Below are 19,475 nucleotides of genomic sequence, written 5' to 3'. Positions count from 1 at the left end.
TTTTTGGTTGATAGATAGTTGTTTGTGTTTTTTTGGATTGACTTGGAATAAACTTTGGCATTAAGGAGTAAACAAAGAAAAATATGTTGTCAATTATTTTATTAACTGTGGGGCTTATCTGTTTTTGGTTATTGTTCAGATCAGTCTCTTTTTTCGAGAATATCTAGATGATAAAGACAGTAAAAATGGAAACCAAAATTAAAAGTACGCTAACGCAATGGATTCCGGGAATCCAGCAAGCCTGCGATGAGGAGTCAGATTATCAGATGTTGCGACGTCTGGCCTGTTCCTGTATGAATAGAATCCGTACAGGAACAGATGAAGACTTACAATGGGTGGAAGATATAGGCAAGGTGGTGAATCTTCTATATCAAAGTGGTAATAGGTACACCAAAAACGCCATAGAAAATGAATTTCTGTGCGAACTGATACAGGAAGAATGTCCAGCCAGTCTAAAGCAGCACATGGCTCTGCTGCCCAAAGAGCTGCGAAAGGAATATTTGAAAGTTATCTTAGAGAACTAATTAATATGAAAAGGGTAAATGAAGAAAACATGGCTACCTATCTAGCACATGATTGTAAAGAGATCGAAGAAGAGATAGATCTGCTTTCAAAGAAGCGCAACATCGCTGGAGTGCTACAGGCAGTGGTCAATTTTTTGAGGACGTTATTACTGACAAATCGCTTAAAGGATGCCTGTATGCATATACGGTTCTTAGGACAGGTATACCAAAAGGGGGATAAGTACGTGCGCTATCTAATTGAAAATATGGTAGTACGTGCGTTTGAGAGCTTTAGACGACAGTGTGACCAACAGCAATGGGAACAGTTTTATAGACGTATTCCATATCAGCTACAGGGGGTGTATCAACAACAGGTAATCGAGAATCAAACTCAAAAATCAAGACTATGAGTATCCTATTTATAATCGCAGTTGCAGTATTTATATATATCGCTTATGTGCTGCTCAACCCGGAGAAGTTTTAAATTTTAGAAGACGGATATTTTAAAAAATATACATATATGAACACAGAAATATTAAGTATTGTAATTCTTTTCCTACTGACCATAGTTCTGGCTATTCCATTGGGGAGATACATAGCTCGGGTTTATAGTGGTGATAAAACCTTGTTTGATGGTGTTTTGGGACCTCTTGAAAGATTCGTTTTTAAGATCAGTGGTATTAATCCATCGCAGGAGATGAGCTGGAAGCAACAGATGGTCGCGATGTTGACCATCAATATGCTATGGTTTATTATAGGTATGCTACTCTTGATGACGCAGGGTAGTCTGCCGTTGAATCCAGATAACAATGCTAGTATGTCTGCTGATTTGGCCTTTAATACAACGATCTCTTTTGTGGTGAACTGTAATTTACAGCATTATTCGGGCGAGACAGGGGTCAGCTATTTAGCCCAATTGTGGCTGATGTTTTTACAGTTCGTCAGTGCAGGTACTGGGATGGCGGCAGCGGTAGTGGTATTTAGGGCGTTTCGGGATAAGACGGCAGATAAATTGGGGAATTTTTATAATTATCTCATGTTATCTTGTACACGAATTTTATTGCCTATTTCACTTTTTGTTGCGATAGTTTTGATTTTTCAAGGTACGCCGATGACATTCGAGGGTAAGGGGACGATGCAAACATTGGAAGGGGATACGGTAGAGGTTTCTCGTGGGCCGGTAGCCGGTTTTGTCGCGATAAAACATGTTGGTACAAATGGAGGTGGATTCTTTGGTACGAATGGGTCTCACCCTCTTGAAAACCCCACTTACCTGACAAACATGTTGGAGATGATGGCGCAGATGATTATTCCGTTGGCTATGTTGTTTGCTTTCGGATATTTTACGAAGCGTCTTCGTTTTTCATGGATGATGTTTTCAGTCATGACCTTTGGTTTTTTACTGTTGGTGATACCCAATGTATATATGGAGATGCAAGGAAATCCTGCAATAGGGAACATGGGGATCGATAATAGACTAGGGGCTATGGAAGGGAAGGAATTGCGTATTGGGGCCGCAGCTTCGGGCTTTTGGAGTATTGCTACTACCGTTATTTCCACGGGTTCGGTGAATAGTATGCACGACAGTACAATGCCGCTATCTGGGATGAATGAACTGTTGGCTATGATGATTAATAGTTTTTACGGTGGTGTGGGGGTAGGTATACTGAACTTTTTTGTCTTTGTGATACTTGCTGTTTTTATCAGCGGCCTTATGGTGGGACGTACTCCAGAGCTTTTTGGTAAAAAAGTAGAAGCGCGGGAGATGAAGATCGCTATGATTGTGGCACTGATTCATCCATTTCTTATTCTTGTCGGCACGGGTATTTCTACAGCATTTCCTCAGTTGACGGCAGGAACATTAAATAATCCGGGATTTCACGGTTTTAGTGAGATATTATATGAGTATACTTCTGCATCTGCCAATAATGGTAGCGGATTTGAAGGCTTGGGAGATAATACGCTTTGGTGGAATATCAGTACGGGGATTGTGTTGATCTTAAGTCGTTTTCTGCCCATTATAGGTCCTGTGGCGATTGCGGGATTGATGGCGCAAAAGAAATTTATACCTGAAGGGGAAGGAACCTTAAAAACAGATACGACTACTTTTGGTATGATGATTTTTACAGTTATCATTATTGTTGCCGCATTAGCCTTTTTTCCAGCCCTGACTTTAGGCCCTTTGGCAGAATACTTTTCTGCACGTTAATTTAGAGATAGAAGACTTTTAGAGGGAAATACACTATTAATACTATACTAATGGAAAATACTAAATCCTTGTTTCAAGGAAATATGATAAATGATGCCTTGAAGCAATCTTTTGTAAAGCTGCATCCAAGACATATGTACCGCAATCCTATAATGTTTACCGTAGAATTGGGTACCGTGATTATGCTGTTTGTCTGTGGATGGATTGCCTTTGGCGAACAAGAACAAGGTAGCTTACTATACAATTTTGTGGTCTTTCTCGTATTGCTGTTGACATTGCTTTTTGCAAATTTTGCAGAAGCTATAGCGGAGGCTCGTGGTAAAGCACAGGCCGATAGCCTTCGGAAGACCCGTGAAGATACGCCTGCAAAGTTATCGGACGGTAGGATAGTTTCCTCAGCGACACTTCGTAAAGGTGACGTGTTTTATTGTGAAGCTGGTGATATTATTCCCTCGGACGGGGAGATTATCGAAGGATTGGCTACTATAGACGAGAGTGCTATCACAGGAGAGTCTGCTCCGGTCATTCGGGAATCGGGAGGAGATAAGAGTTCGGTCACTGGAGGTACGAAAGTGCTTTCTGATCGTATTGTGGTGCAGGTAACTGCTCAGCCAGGAGAGAGCTTTTTGGATAAAATGATTGCCCTTGTGGAAGGAGCGAGTCGCCAAAAAACTCCAAATGAAGTCGCTTTGACCATTTTGTTGTCAGGATTTACGTTGGTGTTTGTTTTAGTCACCATCACCTTGAAGCCTTTTGCTGATTATGCTAATGTACACATCACTATAGCTTCATTTATCGCATTATTTGTTTGTCTTATTCCGACTACAATCGGTGGACTGTTGTCTGCGATTGGTATTGCTGGTATGGATAGGGCGTTGAAGGCGAATGTTATCACGAAGAGTGGTAAAGCTGTAGAGACAGCAGGAGATATCGACGTATTATTGCTGGATAAAACCGGTACGATCACTATAGGAAATAGGAAGGCTACTCACTTTTATCCGACAGAGGGGCATGGTAGTAAGGCATTAATTGAGGCTGCATTACTGAGTTCTGTAGCGGACGAAACTCCGGAAGGAAAATCTATTGTGGAGTTGGCGAGTGTAACTGATAATGCTAGGCTTATCACAGATAAGGAGAGTATCTCTTATATAAAAGATGGGGTGGTGTCATTCGACCATAAACTATCGGAATTGAGTTTTATTCGTTTTACAGCAGAGACTCGTAGTTCTGGTGTGAATATAGGGGATAGGTCTATTCGAAAGGGTGCTACAGATGCCATGCGTGTACAGGTGGAGCAAGCTGGAAATGTATTTCCGAAGGACACTTTAGAACATGTGAAAACAATTTCGGAAAATGGGGGTACACCACTGGTTGTAACGGAGAATAATCAGGTGTTGGGTGTGATTGAGTTGCAAGATGTGATTAAAACAGGTATTCAGGAGCGATTTGAACGCCTTCGGAAGATGGGAATTAAGACGGTTATGGTAACGGGGGATAACCCATTGACCGCGCGGTATATCGCTGAAAAAGCAGGAGTAGATGATTTTATCGCCGAAGCAAAGCCGGAAGATAAGATGAACTATATCAAGAAGGAGCAACAGGAAGGTCGCTTGGTAGCAATGATGGGAGACGGTACAAATGATGCTCCTGCCCTGGCACAAGCTGATGTTGGTGTCGCTATGAATAGCGGAACACAAGCTGCCAAAGAAGCCGGTAATATGGTAGATCTGGACAATGATCCTACCAAGCTGATTGAGGTCGTTGAAATCGGTAAGCAATTGCTCATGACCAGAGGTACTTTGACGACTTTTAGTATAGCTAATGACGTAGCTAAGTATTTTGCTATTATTCCGGCATTGTTTGTTGCGGCGATACCAGCGCTGCAGGGGCTTAATATTATGCGTCTACACAGTCCGGAAACAGCTATACTTTCGGCTGTAATTTTTAATGCTATTGTCATCCCCATATTGATCCCGCTGGCATTGAAGGGTGTGGCCTACAAACCAATAGGTGCAAGTGCGTTATTGCGACGTAACCTATTGGTATATGGTCTAGGGGGTGTGCTAGTGCCATTTGTCGGTATTAAACTGATCGACATACTGGTGGCTTTATTCTTTTAGTATTTTAAATAGTTATACATATGAAAACAAATATATTACCAGCTATAAAGCTGACATTTATCTTAATTCTTTTATTTGTTGTGTTATACCCATGCGTATTATGGGGTGTAGGACAATTGTCAAAAGACAATGGAAGGGGAATCTTGGTCACACAGGATGGGAAAGCGTATTATAAAAACATAGGTCAATCGTTTAAAGAATCAAAGTATTTCTGGTCACGTCCTTCTGCTGTTGATTATAATGCAGCTGGTTCGGGCGCTAGTAATAAAGGACCTAATAATGAGGAATACCTTCTGCTTGTCAAGCAGCGGATAGATGAGTTTGTGCTGCAGAATCCTACGGTAAAAGTCTCTGATATTCCGGTTGATCTTGTCACCGCTAGTGGCAGTGGATTAGATCCTCATATTTCTGTTGCCGCGGCACGCATCCAGGTGGATCGAATCGCACAGCAACGTCAATTGGATACTGCACGTATTCACGTGTTGATTGATAGCTGTATTGAGCATCCCCTCTTAGGTTTGTTTGGTCCCGAGAAAATCAATGTTCTGGAATTGAACCTCGCTTTGGATCAGTTGGGTAAATAATTAAAAGATGATAATAAGTAATATACATATGGAAAGATATATAGCTGCATGGGTAGGTGCTATCCTATTAGGAGGAGTTTTTTTAAAAGCAGGTGCACAAGATAATAAGGGACTGCAGGTTAGTGGCAACGCTGAAGTTTATTACCAACATGATTTTGGCTCTCATAAATCAAATCAAAGACCTAACTTTATATATAGTCACAATCGCAACAACGAGATAAGCTTGAATTTAGGGGTTATAAAAGCTTCCTATGAGGCAGAGCGAATGCGGACTAATTTAGCAATGGGGATAGGGTCGTATATGAGCGCCAACTATGCTGCGGAGCCTGATGTCTTAAAAAACATTTATGAAGCCAATGTTGGTGTGCGGCTTTCTTCTACTAAAGACTTGTGGTTGGATGTTGGTATATTACCTTCTCATATTGGTGCGGAGAGCGCAATAGGTATGGATTGTCCGACTTTGACACGCAGTTTGATGGCTGAGAATTCGCCTTATTTTGAAACAGGAGCAAAGCTGTCATATCAGACGGTTAATAAAAAATGGCAATTGGCGTTATTGGTGCTCAATGGGTGGCAGCGCATACAACGGGTCGACGGAAATACAACACCTGCTTTCGGGCATCAATTGACATATCGCCCCGCAGAGCGATTAACATTTAATAGCAGTTCTTTTGTAGGTAGTGATAAACCGGATAGTACAAGGCAGATGCGTTATTTTCACAATTTGTATGGACAGTTTCACTGGACCGAGAACCTGAGTATTACTGCGGTATTTGATATAGGTGCAGAGCAACGGGAGAAGGGAAGTGACAACTATAATATATGGTATTCGCCAGCACTAATATTGAGCTATAAAGTTGGTACGGCATGGCGTTTTGCTGGACGTGCCGAGTATTATAAAGATCGCAAAGGTGTTATTGTTTCCGTTCCAGCTGTAGAAGGGATGCGTAGCTTTGGAGCATCGGTGAATGCAGATTATCATATTTTACCAAATCTGCTGTGGCGGATAGAAGTCAAAGACCTGATGCAGGACAAAAGGCAGCATTGGACCGCGACAACTGCGTTGGCTGTTAAGTTTTGACAGCCTGATAAATAAAAAGGTATGGAAGAAAATAAACGTGCGGAGCATTTTCTTGAACTGATCAAAAAGTCAAGAAAAGGAAAATTTAAACTCTACATTGGGATGAGCGCAGGGGTGGGGAAGACCTATCGTATGCTACAGGAGGCGCATTCGATGCTAAAGAATGGAGTTGATGTAAAGATTGGCTTTATAGAAACACATTATAGAAAAGAGACGCATTCGCTCCTAGAGGGACTTCCGATCATTCAGCGGAAACGCATGTTTTATAAAGGCAAGGAACTGGAGGAAATGGACCTCCAGGCCATCTTGTCTGTACGGCCAGAAGTGGTAATCGTTGACGAACTGGCTCATACCAATATGGAAGGCAGTGCCAATGCAAAGAGGTGGCAGGATGTGATGGATATTCTGGCAGCTGGAATTAATGTGGTTAGCGCGGTGAATATACAGCATATCGAAAGTTTGAATGATGAGATTCGTGCCATCACAGGTGTGGAGGTCCGTGAACGTATCCCCGATAGCGTCGTAGCATTGGCCGATGAAGTGGTGAACATAGACTTAAGTGCAGAAGAACTAATCGATCGCTTGAAAGAGGGAAAGATTTATGACAAAAATAAAGTCGATGCCGCATTGGCTAATTTCTTCAAAAGTGATCATATTCTTCAGTTGCGTGAACTGGCATTGAAAGAGGTTGCTTCGCAGGTACAGCGGAAGGTCGAATCGGAGATAGCTCCCTTGCGCTCTGTTAAAAAGGAACGTCTTTTAGCTTGTATCAGTTCAAATGAAAAGACTGCGCGAACCATCATCCGTAAGACGGCTAGATTGGCCAATTACTATAACGCGATCTGGTACGTGCTTTATGTGCAGACCAATAAAGAGCGACTGGACAAGATTGCGCTGGATAAACAGCGGCATCTCATTAATAACTTTAAGTTGGCTACGGATTTAGGCGCAGAAATCATCAAAATAAAAAGCAATCGTATTACCCAAACTATTCTATCACAATGCGAAGACCGAAGAATAACAACGGTATGTATCGGTAAACCGCATTTGACGTTGTTAAGGATAATTTTGGCTACCGATACTTTTAATACTTTATTAAATAAATTATCAAAAGAAAATATAGATTTGGTGATTCTAAGCTGATAGTTATAGTCCCAATTAAAGAACAAATGGTATGAACATAAAGGCAAAAATTACGTTTGGTGTAGGGATGCTCTTCCTGCTGATAGTCTTGTTGGCATCTGTAAGCGGTTGGTATGTAAATCAACTGAAAAGAGATACGAATAATATACTGGTGGCCAACTATAATACGTTGCAGTATAGCAATAATATGCTATTGGCTTTGGAAGATTTGGAAAGGGATCCTGTGTCGGTAAAACGTTTTCGGGAAAATCTGGATAAGCAACAACTAAATGTGACGGAGCTTGGCGAGCAGGAGGCTACAACGCTTATTGTCGAACATTTGGATGCATTGATGAAGAATCCGAAAGATCAGAACTTAACGTCGGCAATTCGTCAGGATGTCGCTGAATTAATGCGCTTGAATATGGAAGCTATCGAACGAAAGAGTGTCATTGCCGATGAGACCGCCGAGCGAGCAATTATCATAATATCTATAACAGGAGCTTTATGCTTTTTGATTGCTTTCGTTCTATTAGTAAATCTACCCTCTTCGATTGCGAATCCCATAACGGAGTTGACGGAGAGTATTAAACAGATTGCGAATCAAAACTATAAGAAACGTGTATTTTTCTCCGGGCATAAGGAGTTTGTGGAGTTAGCAGACTCTTTTAATACGATGGCTGAAAAGCTTGAAGAGTATGCGGAGAGTAAATTAGATAAACTATTGAAAAGTAAGAAACGCATCGAGACGTTGATAGACCGAATGCATGATCCGGTAATCGGTACAGATGAAGATGAGATCGTTCTGTTTGCTAATGAGCAAGCCTGTAAAGTGACCGGAATGAGAAGGGAAGAATTGGTCGGTTATTCTATCCGGGATTTGGCATTGCGAAATGATTTGATCCGTGATGTGTATAGAGACTGGAATAGGGATGGGAATGTTTTTTTAGGAAACGGTACGCTTAAAATATATGCTGACGATAAGGAGAGCTACTTTGAGAAGGAACTTATTGACATAGGGATAGTTCCTACGGGCGAACGTGGAGAACAGTTTATCGGGCGTGTGGTCTTATTAAAGAATGTTACGACGTTTAAGGAGATGGACTTAGCAAAGACTAATTTCATAGGTACGGTTTCGCATGAGTTTAAGACACCGATCGCTTCTATTAAATTAGGAATACAACTGTTGGAGAATAAGCAAATAGGGGTATTAAACGAAGAGCAGTCGAATTTGGTTACAGGGATCAAAGACGATTTGCAACGCTTGTTGCAGATTACTGGGGAGTTGTTGAATATGGCTCAGGTGGAAAGTGGCGCTATTCAGATGAATATAACGGCGACCGAAGTGAAGCCTATTGTTAACTACGCTGTAGAGGCCAATCGCGCACTGATGGAGCAACGTCATATTCAGATTGCTGTGGATATCGAGGAGCCTATGGTCAAAGTTCAGGCAGATTCAGAAAAGACAGCTTGGGTGTTGACGAATTTGATTTCTAATGCATTGCGGTATTCGCATGACGATTCTCATGTGTATGTACGGGTATATGTTAAGGAAGATAAAGTTTGGTTTTCGGTGGGTGATACAGGTCAAGGTATTTTGCCCGAGTACATGGACAAGATCTTTCATCGTTACTTTCGGGTACCCGGCGTAAAAAAAGAAGGAACGGGACTGGGACTCAGCATTAGTAAGGATTTTATTGAAGCGCAAGGTGGAATGATCACTGTTGACAGTGAGTATGGGGTAGGTAGTGTTTTTTCTTTTTTCCTGCGGGCTGAAAAACGCTTGTAGTCAACTCAAAATCGTGCTCACTTTTAGATAGGTCAATCTAATTTTTCCAATATTTTAAACGAACCTCAGCGAAAAGTCTGAGGTTTTTTGTTGTTGTTCAATTGTGGTTGAACGTTGTGTGGACAACCATTAATATATACGCGAGTGTTTTGTAGCTAAAAGTTTACAAAATGAAATTAAAAAGTTCTCTAGAGTTAAAACTATAACACGCGTCACTAAAAAAAGTGATATATATCACTTTTTTTAGTGACGCGTGTTAACTCTGTGGTGAAAGTATTTAATGACTTTATTTTTTTTGAATCGTTTTAGGAAAATATAGCTGTGTTTATAATGATTATTGTTTAAGCATGTTTATTTTTTTTGTTGTTTTATGTTGTTTTGGTTAATAAATATTCTGAAAATAAATTTTAAATTTTCGTTTGAATAATTTTTTTTAATAAAAAGTAACATATAGATTTGTAGTGTAATCATCATGCTAGACATGGTGATTACTACCTATTAGAAATTGTAATGTTGTATTTGAGGTCATGAATTTTGTGATCTGAAAAGACCATACCAAGTTGTTGATTATATGAAAAACGCAAATCAAGCCCCTGGATTGTTGCGAAGCCGTTCGTTTAGCTTCGTGTTTATGCTCGTTACTTATTGTATATTATTGCTGATGCCTGGCTGGGCTAGAGGGCAGACGAAGCAGTATGCTACGGTTAGGCCGAGTTCAGCTAATTTAGGGCATTATATTACTTTAGGAATTCCAACTATTGCTGAAAATTCTAATGCAGCAGAGGTAAGTGGAGCTACCAATGTAATGGATGATAGTAACAATAGTGCTTTTTTAAAAGCTTATTATACTAATATTTTGGGCCTTATTAAGGCGGAAGGTGAGGCGTGGATTCAGGTTAAGTTTCCTGATGACAATTTTGTGGCTGGCACACCGGCTTATATTCGAATAGATGAACCTGTCTTAAAAGGAGTATCACTTGATTTGTTAGGACTGATAGGTGATTTGACTGGCCTTTTTTCTAAAGAGCTTGTCGTTTTAGAGGCTTATAGTGGTGCTAGTGCTGATTCGGATGGGAATAAGGTAGGTAATGTTGTAGGTGATATTGTTGCTGATGAAGAAGGAAATCTATATATTAAAGCAACGCCGAATGAAGCATATAATTCTATTCGTGTAAAACTGAGATATCGTGGAGGATTATTGGGATTGGCACTAGGTGCTTCAATAGAAATGAATGTTAATAGTGCGTTTGTATTGAATGGTGCAAACGCATGTGATGAAGTTGCTTTTACGGATCAAGGTAAGTCAACGGGAATCTCTGTTAATCTAGAAGATGTGGTTAAAAATCCATCAAACGCTATTGATGCTAACACATCAAATTATTCTGAGATTTCGACAGGTACGTTAAATATTTTAGGATCTGCTTCTCAAAACATTTATTTTCCGACACTTTCCGAGGCAAATTCCACGTTAAAGGTTCGCTTACAGGTGAGTTCTTCGACCGTAAATGCAAATTTATTGGGTGCTTATCATATTCGGGCATATAATGGCAATACATTGGTTCAAAATGTGAGTTTGGGTGGCGGATTAATCAGCGGTCTGGATTTATTGGGACTATTAAGTAGTGGGGGAATTGCGACTATTCCGGTTGAGGTGGCCAGTCCGTTTGACCGTGTAGAGATAGGATTGTACAGTACGGTAGGTTTAAATTTAGCAGCTTCCGATTTACGCATTTACGGTGTAACACGTTCAAGTGTGTCTTGTCCGGCGCCGACACCGACACCAAATCCGTTATTTAGCCCAGAATGTGCGAATACCACCATTGTTTCGTCATCAAATGCTGATGATCCTCAATTTGCGGTAGATGGCAACTTTGATAGCTACGCTACGATACGCTCCGATGCAGGAATTCTAGTAGGCCTTGCTAGTAGAGCTGGATATTTGGAAGCAAAGTTTGATGCTCCAGTTCCTATTGGTAAAACTACTTATATCCGTATAGACTACGATCAAGATGTCTTGAAGTCTCTATTGGCTGGAAGTATAGGGGACTTAGTCGGAGGACTGGTAAATGGTCTCGTATTGGGGAATCATTTCTTCGAAGTACAGCTCAAGAATGGTAATTTAGAAACATTGAATACATCGAGTGCTAACCTTTTTGCTTCTTCAGCAGGTCAGGTTAAAATTGTACAGGATAAGGCCGGTCGTTATTATATTGCGATTAAGGCAAATGAGTCTTTTACGAATATTAGGTTAACAGATAAAACCACCTCTGCTGTAGGGCTTTTATCTTCTGATAAATATTTAAATGTTTATAATATATGCTACGATGCTAGTAACGCAATTTGTGATCCTGCTTTTTCTACCTCTTACGAGGGGAGTGGTATTTCATTAGATTTACTGCAGCTTGGCAAGACAGGCGTCATCAATGCTCAAAATGCGATTGATGACAGTGATGTAACATTTTCTGAAATTAACCTTGGTGTATTGAGTGTGGCAGGCTATATGTCGCAATTCATAAATTATAACTCACTAAGTGATTCAAAATCTGTATTTAAAATAAAACTAGCTTTAGCTGCTAGCAAAACATTAAATGTTGACTTGTTAGGAGCATATGAAGTACTGGCTTATAATGGCAATACGGAAGTATATCGTCGTACATTAAGTTCAGGTTTATTAAACGGCACCGATCTTCTCGGCTTGTTAGGAGGACAAGAGTCAACAATTACTTTTGCACCTGGAAAGGCTTTTGATCGTATTGAGATCCGAGTAAATGGCTTGTTAGGAGTTAGCGCTTTTGAGTCAGCCGTAAAAGTATATAATGTGAAACGTTTTGGGCCTGACGGTTCAGCTTGTCCTGATCCAGATTTTGTGTTGCCTGCAGCCACTCCAACGCCATTCGAAGTCCCAGCCTGTGATGCCAAAGTTATAGATTCACAACACGCGGATTACCCTTGGCTAGCTGGAGATGGTAATAACGAGTCCTATGCAACCTTAAGGGCTGGCAGTGGATCCTTATTGGGAATTGGTGCGTACTCAGGATTCTTAGAATATGAAATAGCTAATGGAGTTGCAGCTAATAAAACTACCTATGTACGTATAGACATGGAAGATAATATCTTGGATCGTCTGCTAAGTGGTACATTAGGTAATTTAGTAGGGGCAGTTGGGGGGCTAGTTCTAGGTGATCACTATTTTACAGTGGAGGCTAAAACGGAAACTGGAGGAACTACGGTACTAACAGGCTCAAGTGCAAATGCTTTTTTGGGAACCAGTGGTGGAGACTTACGCATTGTTCAGGACAATATTGGACGTTACTACATAGCTATTACACCTAATCAGGCGTATAAAAATATTAAAATCACAGAGCACTTCCCTGCATTAGTTGGAACTACGAAAGATGGTGCGACAATGAAGATCTTTGAGGCTTGTAGAGAAATTGGAACAGACAACTGTCTGCCAGCTCAGTTTACGTCTTTTGATCAATCGGGACTTTCGTTAGGAGTTTTAAATGGTGCTGGTGTAAAAGATGCAGATCATGCAATCAGTGATAACTCTTCCGATTATTCGGAGATTAGCACGGGAACTGTAGCGGTGGCGGCAGAAGTTGCACAACGCATCTATTTCAATAAGCTTTCTGCTGCTGGAGATACTTTAAAAGTACGTCTACAGATGGACCCAGCTAGTTTAGTAGCAGTAGATTTGGCTGGACGTTACAAAATCGTTACTTACAATGGAAGTGCGGTAGCCGAAACATTCACCTTACAGCAAGGACTGATTAATAACCTTAATTTGTTGGATTTGTTCAGTTCTGGAGGAGTACAGACCTTGACCTTCAAGACTAATACATCTTATGATCGTGTAGATGTAGTTGCTGGGTCACTGCTAAATGCAGCTCTAACCCCTGCAATTCGTCTTTACGAAGTGAAACGTATAGGTGCAGGATGTCGGTTAACAACGACTCCTTCTCCATTCGAAAATCCAGTATGTGTGACTACAATTAGAGCATCCTCAAATGCCGATAATATTTCGAATCTATTCGATAACGATTTTGATTCGTATGCAACCCTAAGATCTGGATCTAACTCTTTATTAGGACAGTTATTAGGAGGTCAACCGAATCAATATACTGGATTTGTTGAGCTAGGATTTGATGCACCAGTGGATGCAAATAGAACAGCCTACGTACGCATTGATTTTGAACCAACATTATTAAGTAAGTTGTTAGCAGGAAGTGTTGGTGGTGCTTTAGCAGGATTGGTCGACAATCTGTTGCTTGGAAATCATTACTTCAGTATTCAAGCGAAAAATGGAAACGCTATTGTACTGGAAGGTGCTACTAATAATAATTTTGGAAATAATAATGATGGTATCCGTATTGTTCAGGATGCATTAGGACGTTACTACATAGCTATTACGCCAACGCAACAATTTGATGCCATTCGTATTACTGACCATACCAATACAGCTTTTGCATTGACTTCAAATGGAAATTCAATGAATGTATATGGTGCTTGTGTAGATAATCCGTTGACAGACTGTCAGCCAGTATTTACTACATCATATGATGCTAAAGGGCTTTCTTTGGACGCGGCTGGTTTGGCTGGAGGTAGTGGCGTTACAAATGCAAATCATGCTATTGATGCGAATACCACTAACTACTCGGAGATTAGTCTAGGTGTAGTAGGAGTGGGCACGTCAGTAAAACAGATATTTGACTTCCGTAAAGTAGCATTAGCTAGTGAAGTTGTTAATATTAAATTGCAGTATGGTTCAGGCGCTTTAGATGCCAACCTCATAGGTGGTTTGGAAATCGTCGCTTATAAAGGCGCCATTCCAGTTAAAACCTTGGATGTACAAAGTAGATTGATTAACGGACTGAATGTCTTAGATATATTGAACAATGGAGCAACTGGAATTATTCCGTTTGCACCGGGTGTTGAGTTCGATCGTATCAGTGTAGGATTGAGTGGTGCTGTTGCCGTAGGCGTACTTCCGGCTTTACGTGTATATGCAATCGAGAAAGATTGTAATACGCCGATGTTTAAATCTTGGAAATCATTTGTCGTCGGTACTGACGCTAATGTCAAAACTGTAAAAGGTGGCGAAGAGGTAACGTATACGATTCATGTTCGTAATACAGGTACTGTAGCATTGAATGATTTCATCATTACGGATGCTGTTCCTGCCAATACAACTTTTGCATCTGCCGCTAACGGTGGAAGTGAGGTTGGAGGTATTGTGACATTTAATGGTGTTGATATTGCAGCCGGAGCTACAGCAAAGGTGAGCTTTAAAGTGGATGTGGATGCGGACTTAACAGGTGTTACTGAAATACGTAATGTAGCATTGGTTAAGAAAGACGCTACGGATTCTGGTACGGAGACATTGCCACCATCACCTACGGATCCTAACGAGCCGGATGAGACAGGTGGCACGGGAACTATTATACCAGTGACACCAGTATCTACTATCGCTACTTGGAAAGCAGCAGACAAAACGGCTGTACAAGGAGGCGAAGATATTACTTATACAATTTATATTAAAAATACAGGTAATCAGGCCTTGACCGGATTGTCGGTCAAAGATCCGATTCCGACTGGTACCACATACAAATCTGGAGGTACGTCAAATACGGCAACAGAAGTTACTTTTACGGGTATTGATGTTCCTGTAGGAGCAATTGTTCCAGTAACGTTCATTGTTACGGTGAAGAATGATCTTACAGGCTTAACAAATATCAGCAACGTAGCTACTGTCACAGCTGGAGGTACACCAGTGCCGACGACTCCGGCAGACCCTACAAATCCTAAGCTTGGGCCTGATGTGACGAAAAATCCAGGAGACCCTACGTTGGTGCTAGTTACAGATAACTTTGCGTTAGTTTCTTGGAAGAATGCGGTTGTCAATAATGACCCTGCTGTTACTACAGTAAAAGGAGGGGAAGTAATCGAATATAGTATTTATGTACGCAATACAGGTAATAAGGATTTGACCAATGTGGTTATCAACGATCCTTTGCCTGCAGGTACGACTTTGGTTTCCGGTAGTTTGCCATTCACCATTACGACATTGAAGGTGGGGGCCACATCTATAGGTTATACCTTTAAAGTCAAGGTTAATCAAAATCTTACAAATGTTAGCGAAATTAAAAATATTGCAAAAGTAACTAGTACGGAGATTACGACTGAGCAGGAAAGTTATCCTTCTGATTTAGGTAATCCGAACGAACCGGATGTGACTAAACCAGCGGGTACTGTGACTTCGGTAACTCCGGTAAATAGTATTGATTTAACATTAGCAGGTGTTAGTAACGGAGCTGTTTCTAGCATGGCAGCTAGTGACGATCAAATAACTTATACAGTTACCGTAACAAATACAGGCAACCAGGATTTAGTGGCTCTTGATTTGGCAACCACTATTCCTACAAATACAACTTCTGTAAATGATGGTGTTTTTACTGCCAATGGAACAGATTTGACTTTTACCATACCGACTTTGAAGGTTGGTCAGACAGCGACTTATAGTTTTGTTGTCAAAGTGGGCACGATAGATAACGTTACAGTACCTTCTATCGATAATAGTGTTAAAGCTAGTAATACGGTTGTGTCTGATACGAAACCGCATACAATGTTGACGAATTGTACACCGGTTGTGGCTGGCAATTTGACATTGACATCTTCTGTCTCAAGTGTATGCATTGGCGGATCCATTACCTTAGAAGGTGCTGTTAGTGGTGTTGCAGGAGTAGATCCAAGTATGATCAAATGGTACCGTGCTTATAATGAAACTACAGAGGCCGTAAGTGGTTCTTTAGGAGCTGGGGCATCTGTGGTGGTAACTCCTACTGGAGTTGGCACTATTACATATTATGCTGTTGTTGAAGGAGCTGGGGTCTGTTTCGACAATCCACCTGCAAAGATATCGATTATCGTGAATGCTTTACCAGCTACGCCAACGATTACACCGAGTTCAGCTACTGTTTGTGAAGGTGAACAAGTTACATTGACAGCTACAGGTGGTGTGACTTATGTCTGGTCGAAAGTTGGAGAGGCAACTCCTCTTGCAGAGACAACCGGTACATTGACTCTTCTTGGAGCATTATCTGATGCAGGAAAATATACAGTTAGGGCTGTAAATGAAGATGGCTGTACAAGCGACGCTTCGACAGCTGTGGAAGTTGTAGTCAACCAGAAACCTGTTGCATTAATAAGCCCATCTTCTTCGTCAATTTGTGCGGGAGAAAATATTATTCTGACCTCTAATAGTGCTACTAATAACAAGTGGTATAGAGATGGAGTACTGTTGTTGGATGAGGCCGGTAATACTTTGACAGCAGAGACAATTACGGTTAATAAATCTGGAAGCTATACCTTGGTGATAGTTGATGCAGTAACAGGTTGCGAAAGTTTACCTTCTGTACCTACAGTCATCACAGTTAACCCACTTCCGGTAATTACGTTGATTGGAGAGACTCAAATGACAGTAGCTTTGGGTAGCTCTGTTGCATTGCCTACAATTTCGAATCCTGATGCCGATGTCACCTATACTTGGTATGATGAAAAAGGAAAGGTGATTGATCCACTTTTGCCGGTTACCTTAAACTCGGCAGGTGTGTATACGTATACAATCGTCGCCAATAATAATGTGAGCGGATGTATGGCGTCAACAACGGTAATTATTACAGTTTTTGACAGTAATGGCTGTCCTCCAATCTATAAAAGACATTATGCTTCTTCACAGAAATGGGTGAGCACACTACCTGGATTGAATGGAGTGACTGATGCTGGCAATGCAGTTGATGGCAATCCGAGAACGTATTCGAAATTATATGTGACAGCTGTTGCCTTAGGACTTGGTACGACATATCAAGATTTGAAATTTAATGATAAAATTGATAAAGGTACTCCTGTAACCATAAAGGTTGGCCCAGGTGGCGGATTATTAGGATTGGGAGATGGGCTATCCATTGTTGGTAGACGAAATGGAAGTGACATTAGTACCATTCAGCCTGTGGATGGTAAGCTATTGAGTTTGATCGATGGTGAAAGTTCTTACGAGTATACATTTGTACCAGCAAACTCCAATGGGCCTCAGGATTATGATGAGGTACGTATTATTTATGGTGCGTTATTGTCCGCTGCAAAAACCTTCAATATTTATGGTGCCTATATTAATGAACCAGTTTCTCAGTTAGATTGTAACCAACCGGAGATTATAGACGTTCTATCTGGGACACAGGATTTAGGTTTAGCGGCACTTACTGCTACAATAGGTGTAAGGGATGCTTGGAATGTGGTAGATTCAGATTCTACTAATTATGCCCAATTATATAGTGGAGTAGGTGTTTTAGCTGCTGCTCAATTGACTGCAACCTTTAAATCTGTCAGTCTTCCAGGAGATAAGCTGGAAATTAAAGTTTCTAATCCAAATCAGATACTACAGTTGAGTTTGTTGAGCGGGATGGAGGTGCAACGTTATCACGGTACTACACCTGTGGGTTCAGCATTGAGTTCTGATGGAAACTTGCTGAAATTGGTGTTACTTTCTGGAAACAATGATGGAAGGATTATAGTAGATCCTCAAGATGATTTACCATACGATCGAGTGAAAATTTCGTTAGGCGGTACAGTGAATGTGCTTGATTTCTTGAATGTATATTACATTAAGCGGACACCGAAGATTGAAATTACTAATCCTGTGGTAGATGGTAAAATTGAGTTATGTCCTAGTGAGTCGTTGAACTTGACTATACCGCAATCCTGCGTTACTTACGAGGTGTCTTACAATGGCCAGCTTTTGGATCCTATCCAAGGAACCCCAGGAGGATTTAAATTACCTAGCGGGTTGACAGCAGGTGAGTATACTTTGTTGGTACAACAAAAACGCTACGGTTGTAACTTTGGCGAACCCCAAGAAGTCTTATTGACTTTGTTACCATCACCAGTTTCGACTGTCAAGCTCAATGATGTGGAACAAACAGCAATTACGTTGGCGCCATACGAGGAATTAAATGTAGAGGTTACAACAGATGCGACTACAACTATAGCAAAATGGGAAATTAATGAAAATGGTACGTGGGATGATTACACTATAGCTAGTACAGCGAAAACATTTACATACGATGTGCCATTAAAACCGGCTGGTTCTCAAGTCAAATTCAGAGCTTTATTAACTTCTGATAAAGGATGTGATGCGTATACAGGTGAAATTGTATTAAATATCAAAGCTCAAGAGGTTGATTATGATAATTCGAGACTTGTAGTTAAAAAAGGTACAGCCGTTGCAAATGGTTCGGATATGAATGCGATCGAAGCACAGATACGCGATAAGTTTGATATGCCTATTGCGGGTATCACGGTAGCGTATACCGTTTCAGGCTTGCCAGAGGCTCAGCCATCCGCGTTGACGGGTACTTCGGATGCAAATGGTCAGTTCGAATTGACATTGACCAGTGAGAAGATCGGTACAGCTAGTATCACAGCTACTGCTGGTGGTACAGCGATCACGGTAGGAAGCCCGGCATTGGTTACGTTTGTTGCCGGTGCTATTGATTTCCGTAAATCAAACATCGAGGTTGTAGATAACAATGCTACAGCGGATGGTATATCTAAGAACAAAGTTGTCGTCAACTTAATGGATGCGTTCAGTAATCCGGTTGCTAATGCTTCAGTAGCATATACTGTTGCAGGTTTGCCAGAGGCTCAGCCATCCGCGTTGACGGGTACATCGGATGCAAATGGTCAGTTCGAATTGACATTGACCAGTGAGAAGATCGGTACGGCAAGTATCACAGCTACTGCTGGTGGTACAGCGATCACGGTAGGAAGCCCGGCATTGGTTACGTTTGTTGCCGGTGCTATTGATTTCAACCTATCTAATATTGAGGTTATTGATAATAACGCAACTGCAGATGGTGTTGAAGAGAATAAAGTACGAGTCAATTTAGTGGATGCTTTCAATAATCCGGTTGCTAATGCTTCTGTGGAGTACACCGTTTCAGGTTTGACAGGCGTTCAGACATCTACATTAATTGGTACTTCAGATGCTAATGGCCAGTTTGAACTAACGT

Annotated in this window: 10 protein-coding genes; all 10 read left to right on the top strand. The window is 41.0% G+C overall.

All coding sequences use genetic code 11. The features are described 5' to 3' along the window. Positions 1 to 185: 185 nt before the first annotated feature. Complete coding sequence (locus tag G7B20_RS09420) at positions 186 to 524, top strand: hypothetical protein (RefSeq protein WP_164110623.1); 339 nt, start codon at positions 186 to 188, stop codon at positions 522 to 524. A 5-nt stretch (positions 525 to 529) separates the two neighbouring features. Continuing rightward, positions 530 to 913 carry a hypothetical protein gene (locus G7B20_RS09415; RefSeq protein WP_164110621.1) on the top strand — a complete coding sequence of 128 codons (384 nt, stop codon included), beginning with the start codon at positions 530 to 532 and terminating at the stop codon, positions 911 to 913. Next, a complete protein-coding gene (locus tag G7B20_RS19750; RefSeq protein WP_079642702.1) occupies positions 910 to 987 on the top strand; it encodes a potassium-transporting ATPase subunit F in 78 nt (25 codons plus the stop codon). The genes G7B20_RS09415 and G7B20_RS19750 overlap by 4 nt, the downstream gene beginning before the upstream one ends. 36 nt (positions 988 to 1,023) lie before the next feature. Further along, positions 1,024 to 2,712 (top strand): potassium-transporting ATPase subunit KdpA, encoded by a 1,689-nt coding sequence (gene kdpA, locus G7B20_RS09405; RefSeq protein WP_164110619.1) that lies wholly within the window; start codon positions 1,024 to 1,026, stop codon positions 2,710 to 2,712. A 50-nt stretch (positions 2,713 to 2,762) separates the two neighbouring features. Then, entirely contained in the window at positions 2,763 to 4,832 is a 2,070-nt protein-coding gene (kdpB, locus tag G7B20_RS09400) for a potassium-transporting ATPase subunit KdpB (RefSeq protein WP_164110617.1), read from the top strand. A 20-nt stretch (positions 4,833 to 4,852) separates the two neighbouring features. Continuing rightward, positions 4,853 to 5,416, top strand: coding sequence for a K(+)-transporting ATPase subunit C (locus tag G7B20_RS09395; protein WP_164110615.1), 564 nt, complete (start codon positions 4,853 to 4,855; stop codon positions 5,414 to 5,416). Positions 5,417 to 5,444: 28 nt separating this feature from the next. Further along, positions 5,445 to 6,497, top strand: a complete 1,053-nt coding sequence (locus G7B20_RS09390; protein WP_164110613.1) for a porin — start codon at positions 5,445 to 5,447, stop codon at positions 6,495 to 6,497. 21 nt (positions 6,498 to 6,518) lie between these two features. Next, positions 6,519 to 7,640 (top strand): sensor protein KdpD, encoded by a 1,122-nt coding sequence (locus G7B20_RS09385; protein ID WP_164110611.1) that lies wholly within the window; start codon positions 6,519 to 6,521, stop codon positions 7,638 to 7,640. Between the two features lie 31 nt (positions 7,641 to 7,671). After that, positions 7,672 to 9,408, top strand: coding sequence for an ATP-binding protein (locus G7B20_RS09380; RefSeq protein ID WP_164110609.1), 1,737 nt, complete (start codon positions 7,672 to 7,674; stop codon positions 9,406 to 9,408). Between the two features lie 571 nt (positions 9,409 to 9,979). Then, positions 9,980 to 19,475: Ig-like domain-containing protein (locus G7B20_RS09375; RefSeq protein ID WP_164110607.1), on the top strand; the 9,496-nt coding region annotated here is incomplete at its 3' end.

The sequence above is a fragment of the Sphingobacterium sp. xlx-96 genome, assembly GCF_011007365.1.
Lineage (GTDB): Bacteria > Bacteroidota > Bacteroidia > Sphingobacteriales > Sphingobacteriaceae > Sphingobacterium > Sphingobacterium luzhongxinii.
Note: the sequence above shows the minus strand (reverse complement) of the source record. Positions and strands in the feature narration are given on the sequence as shown.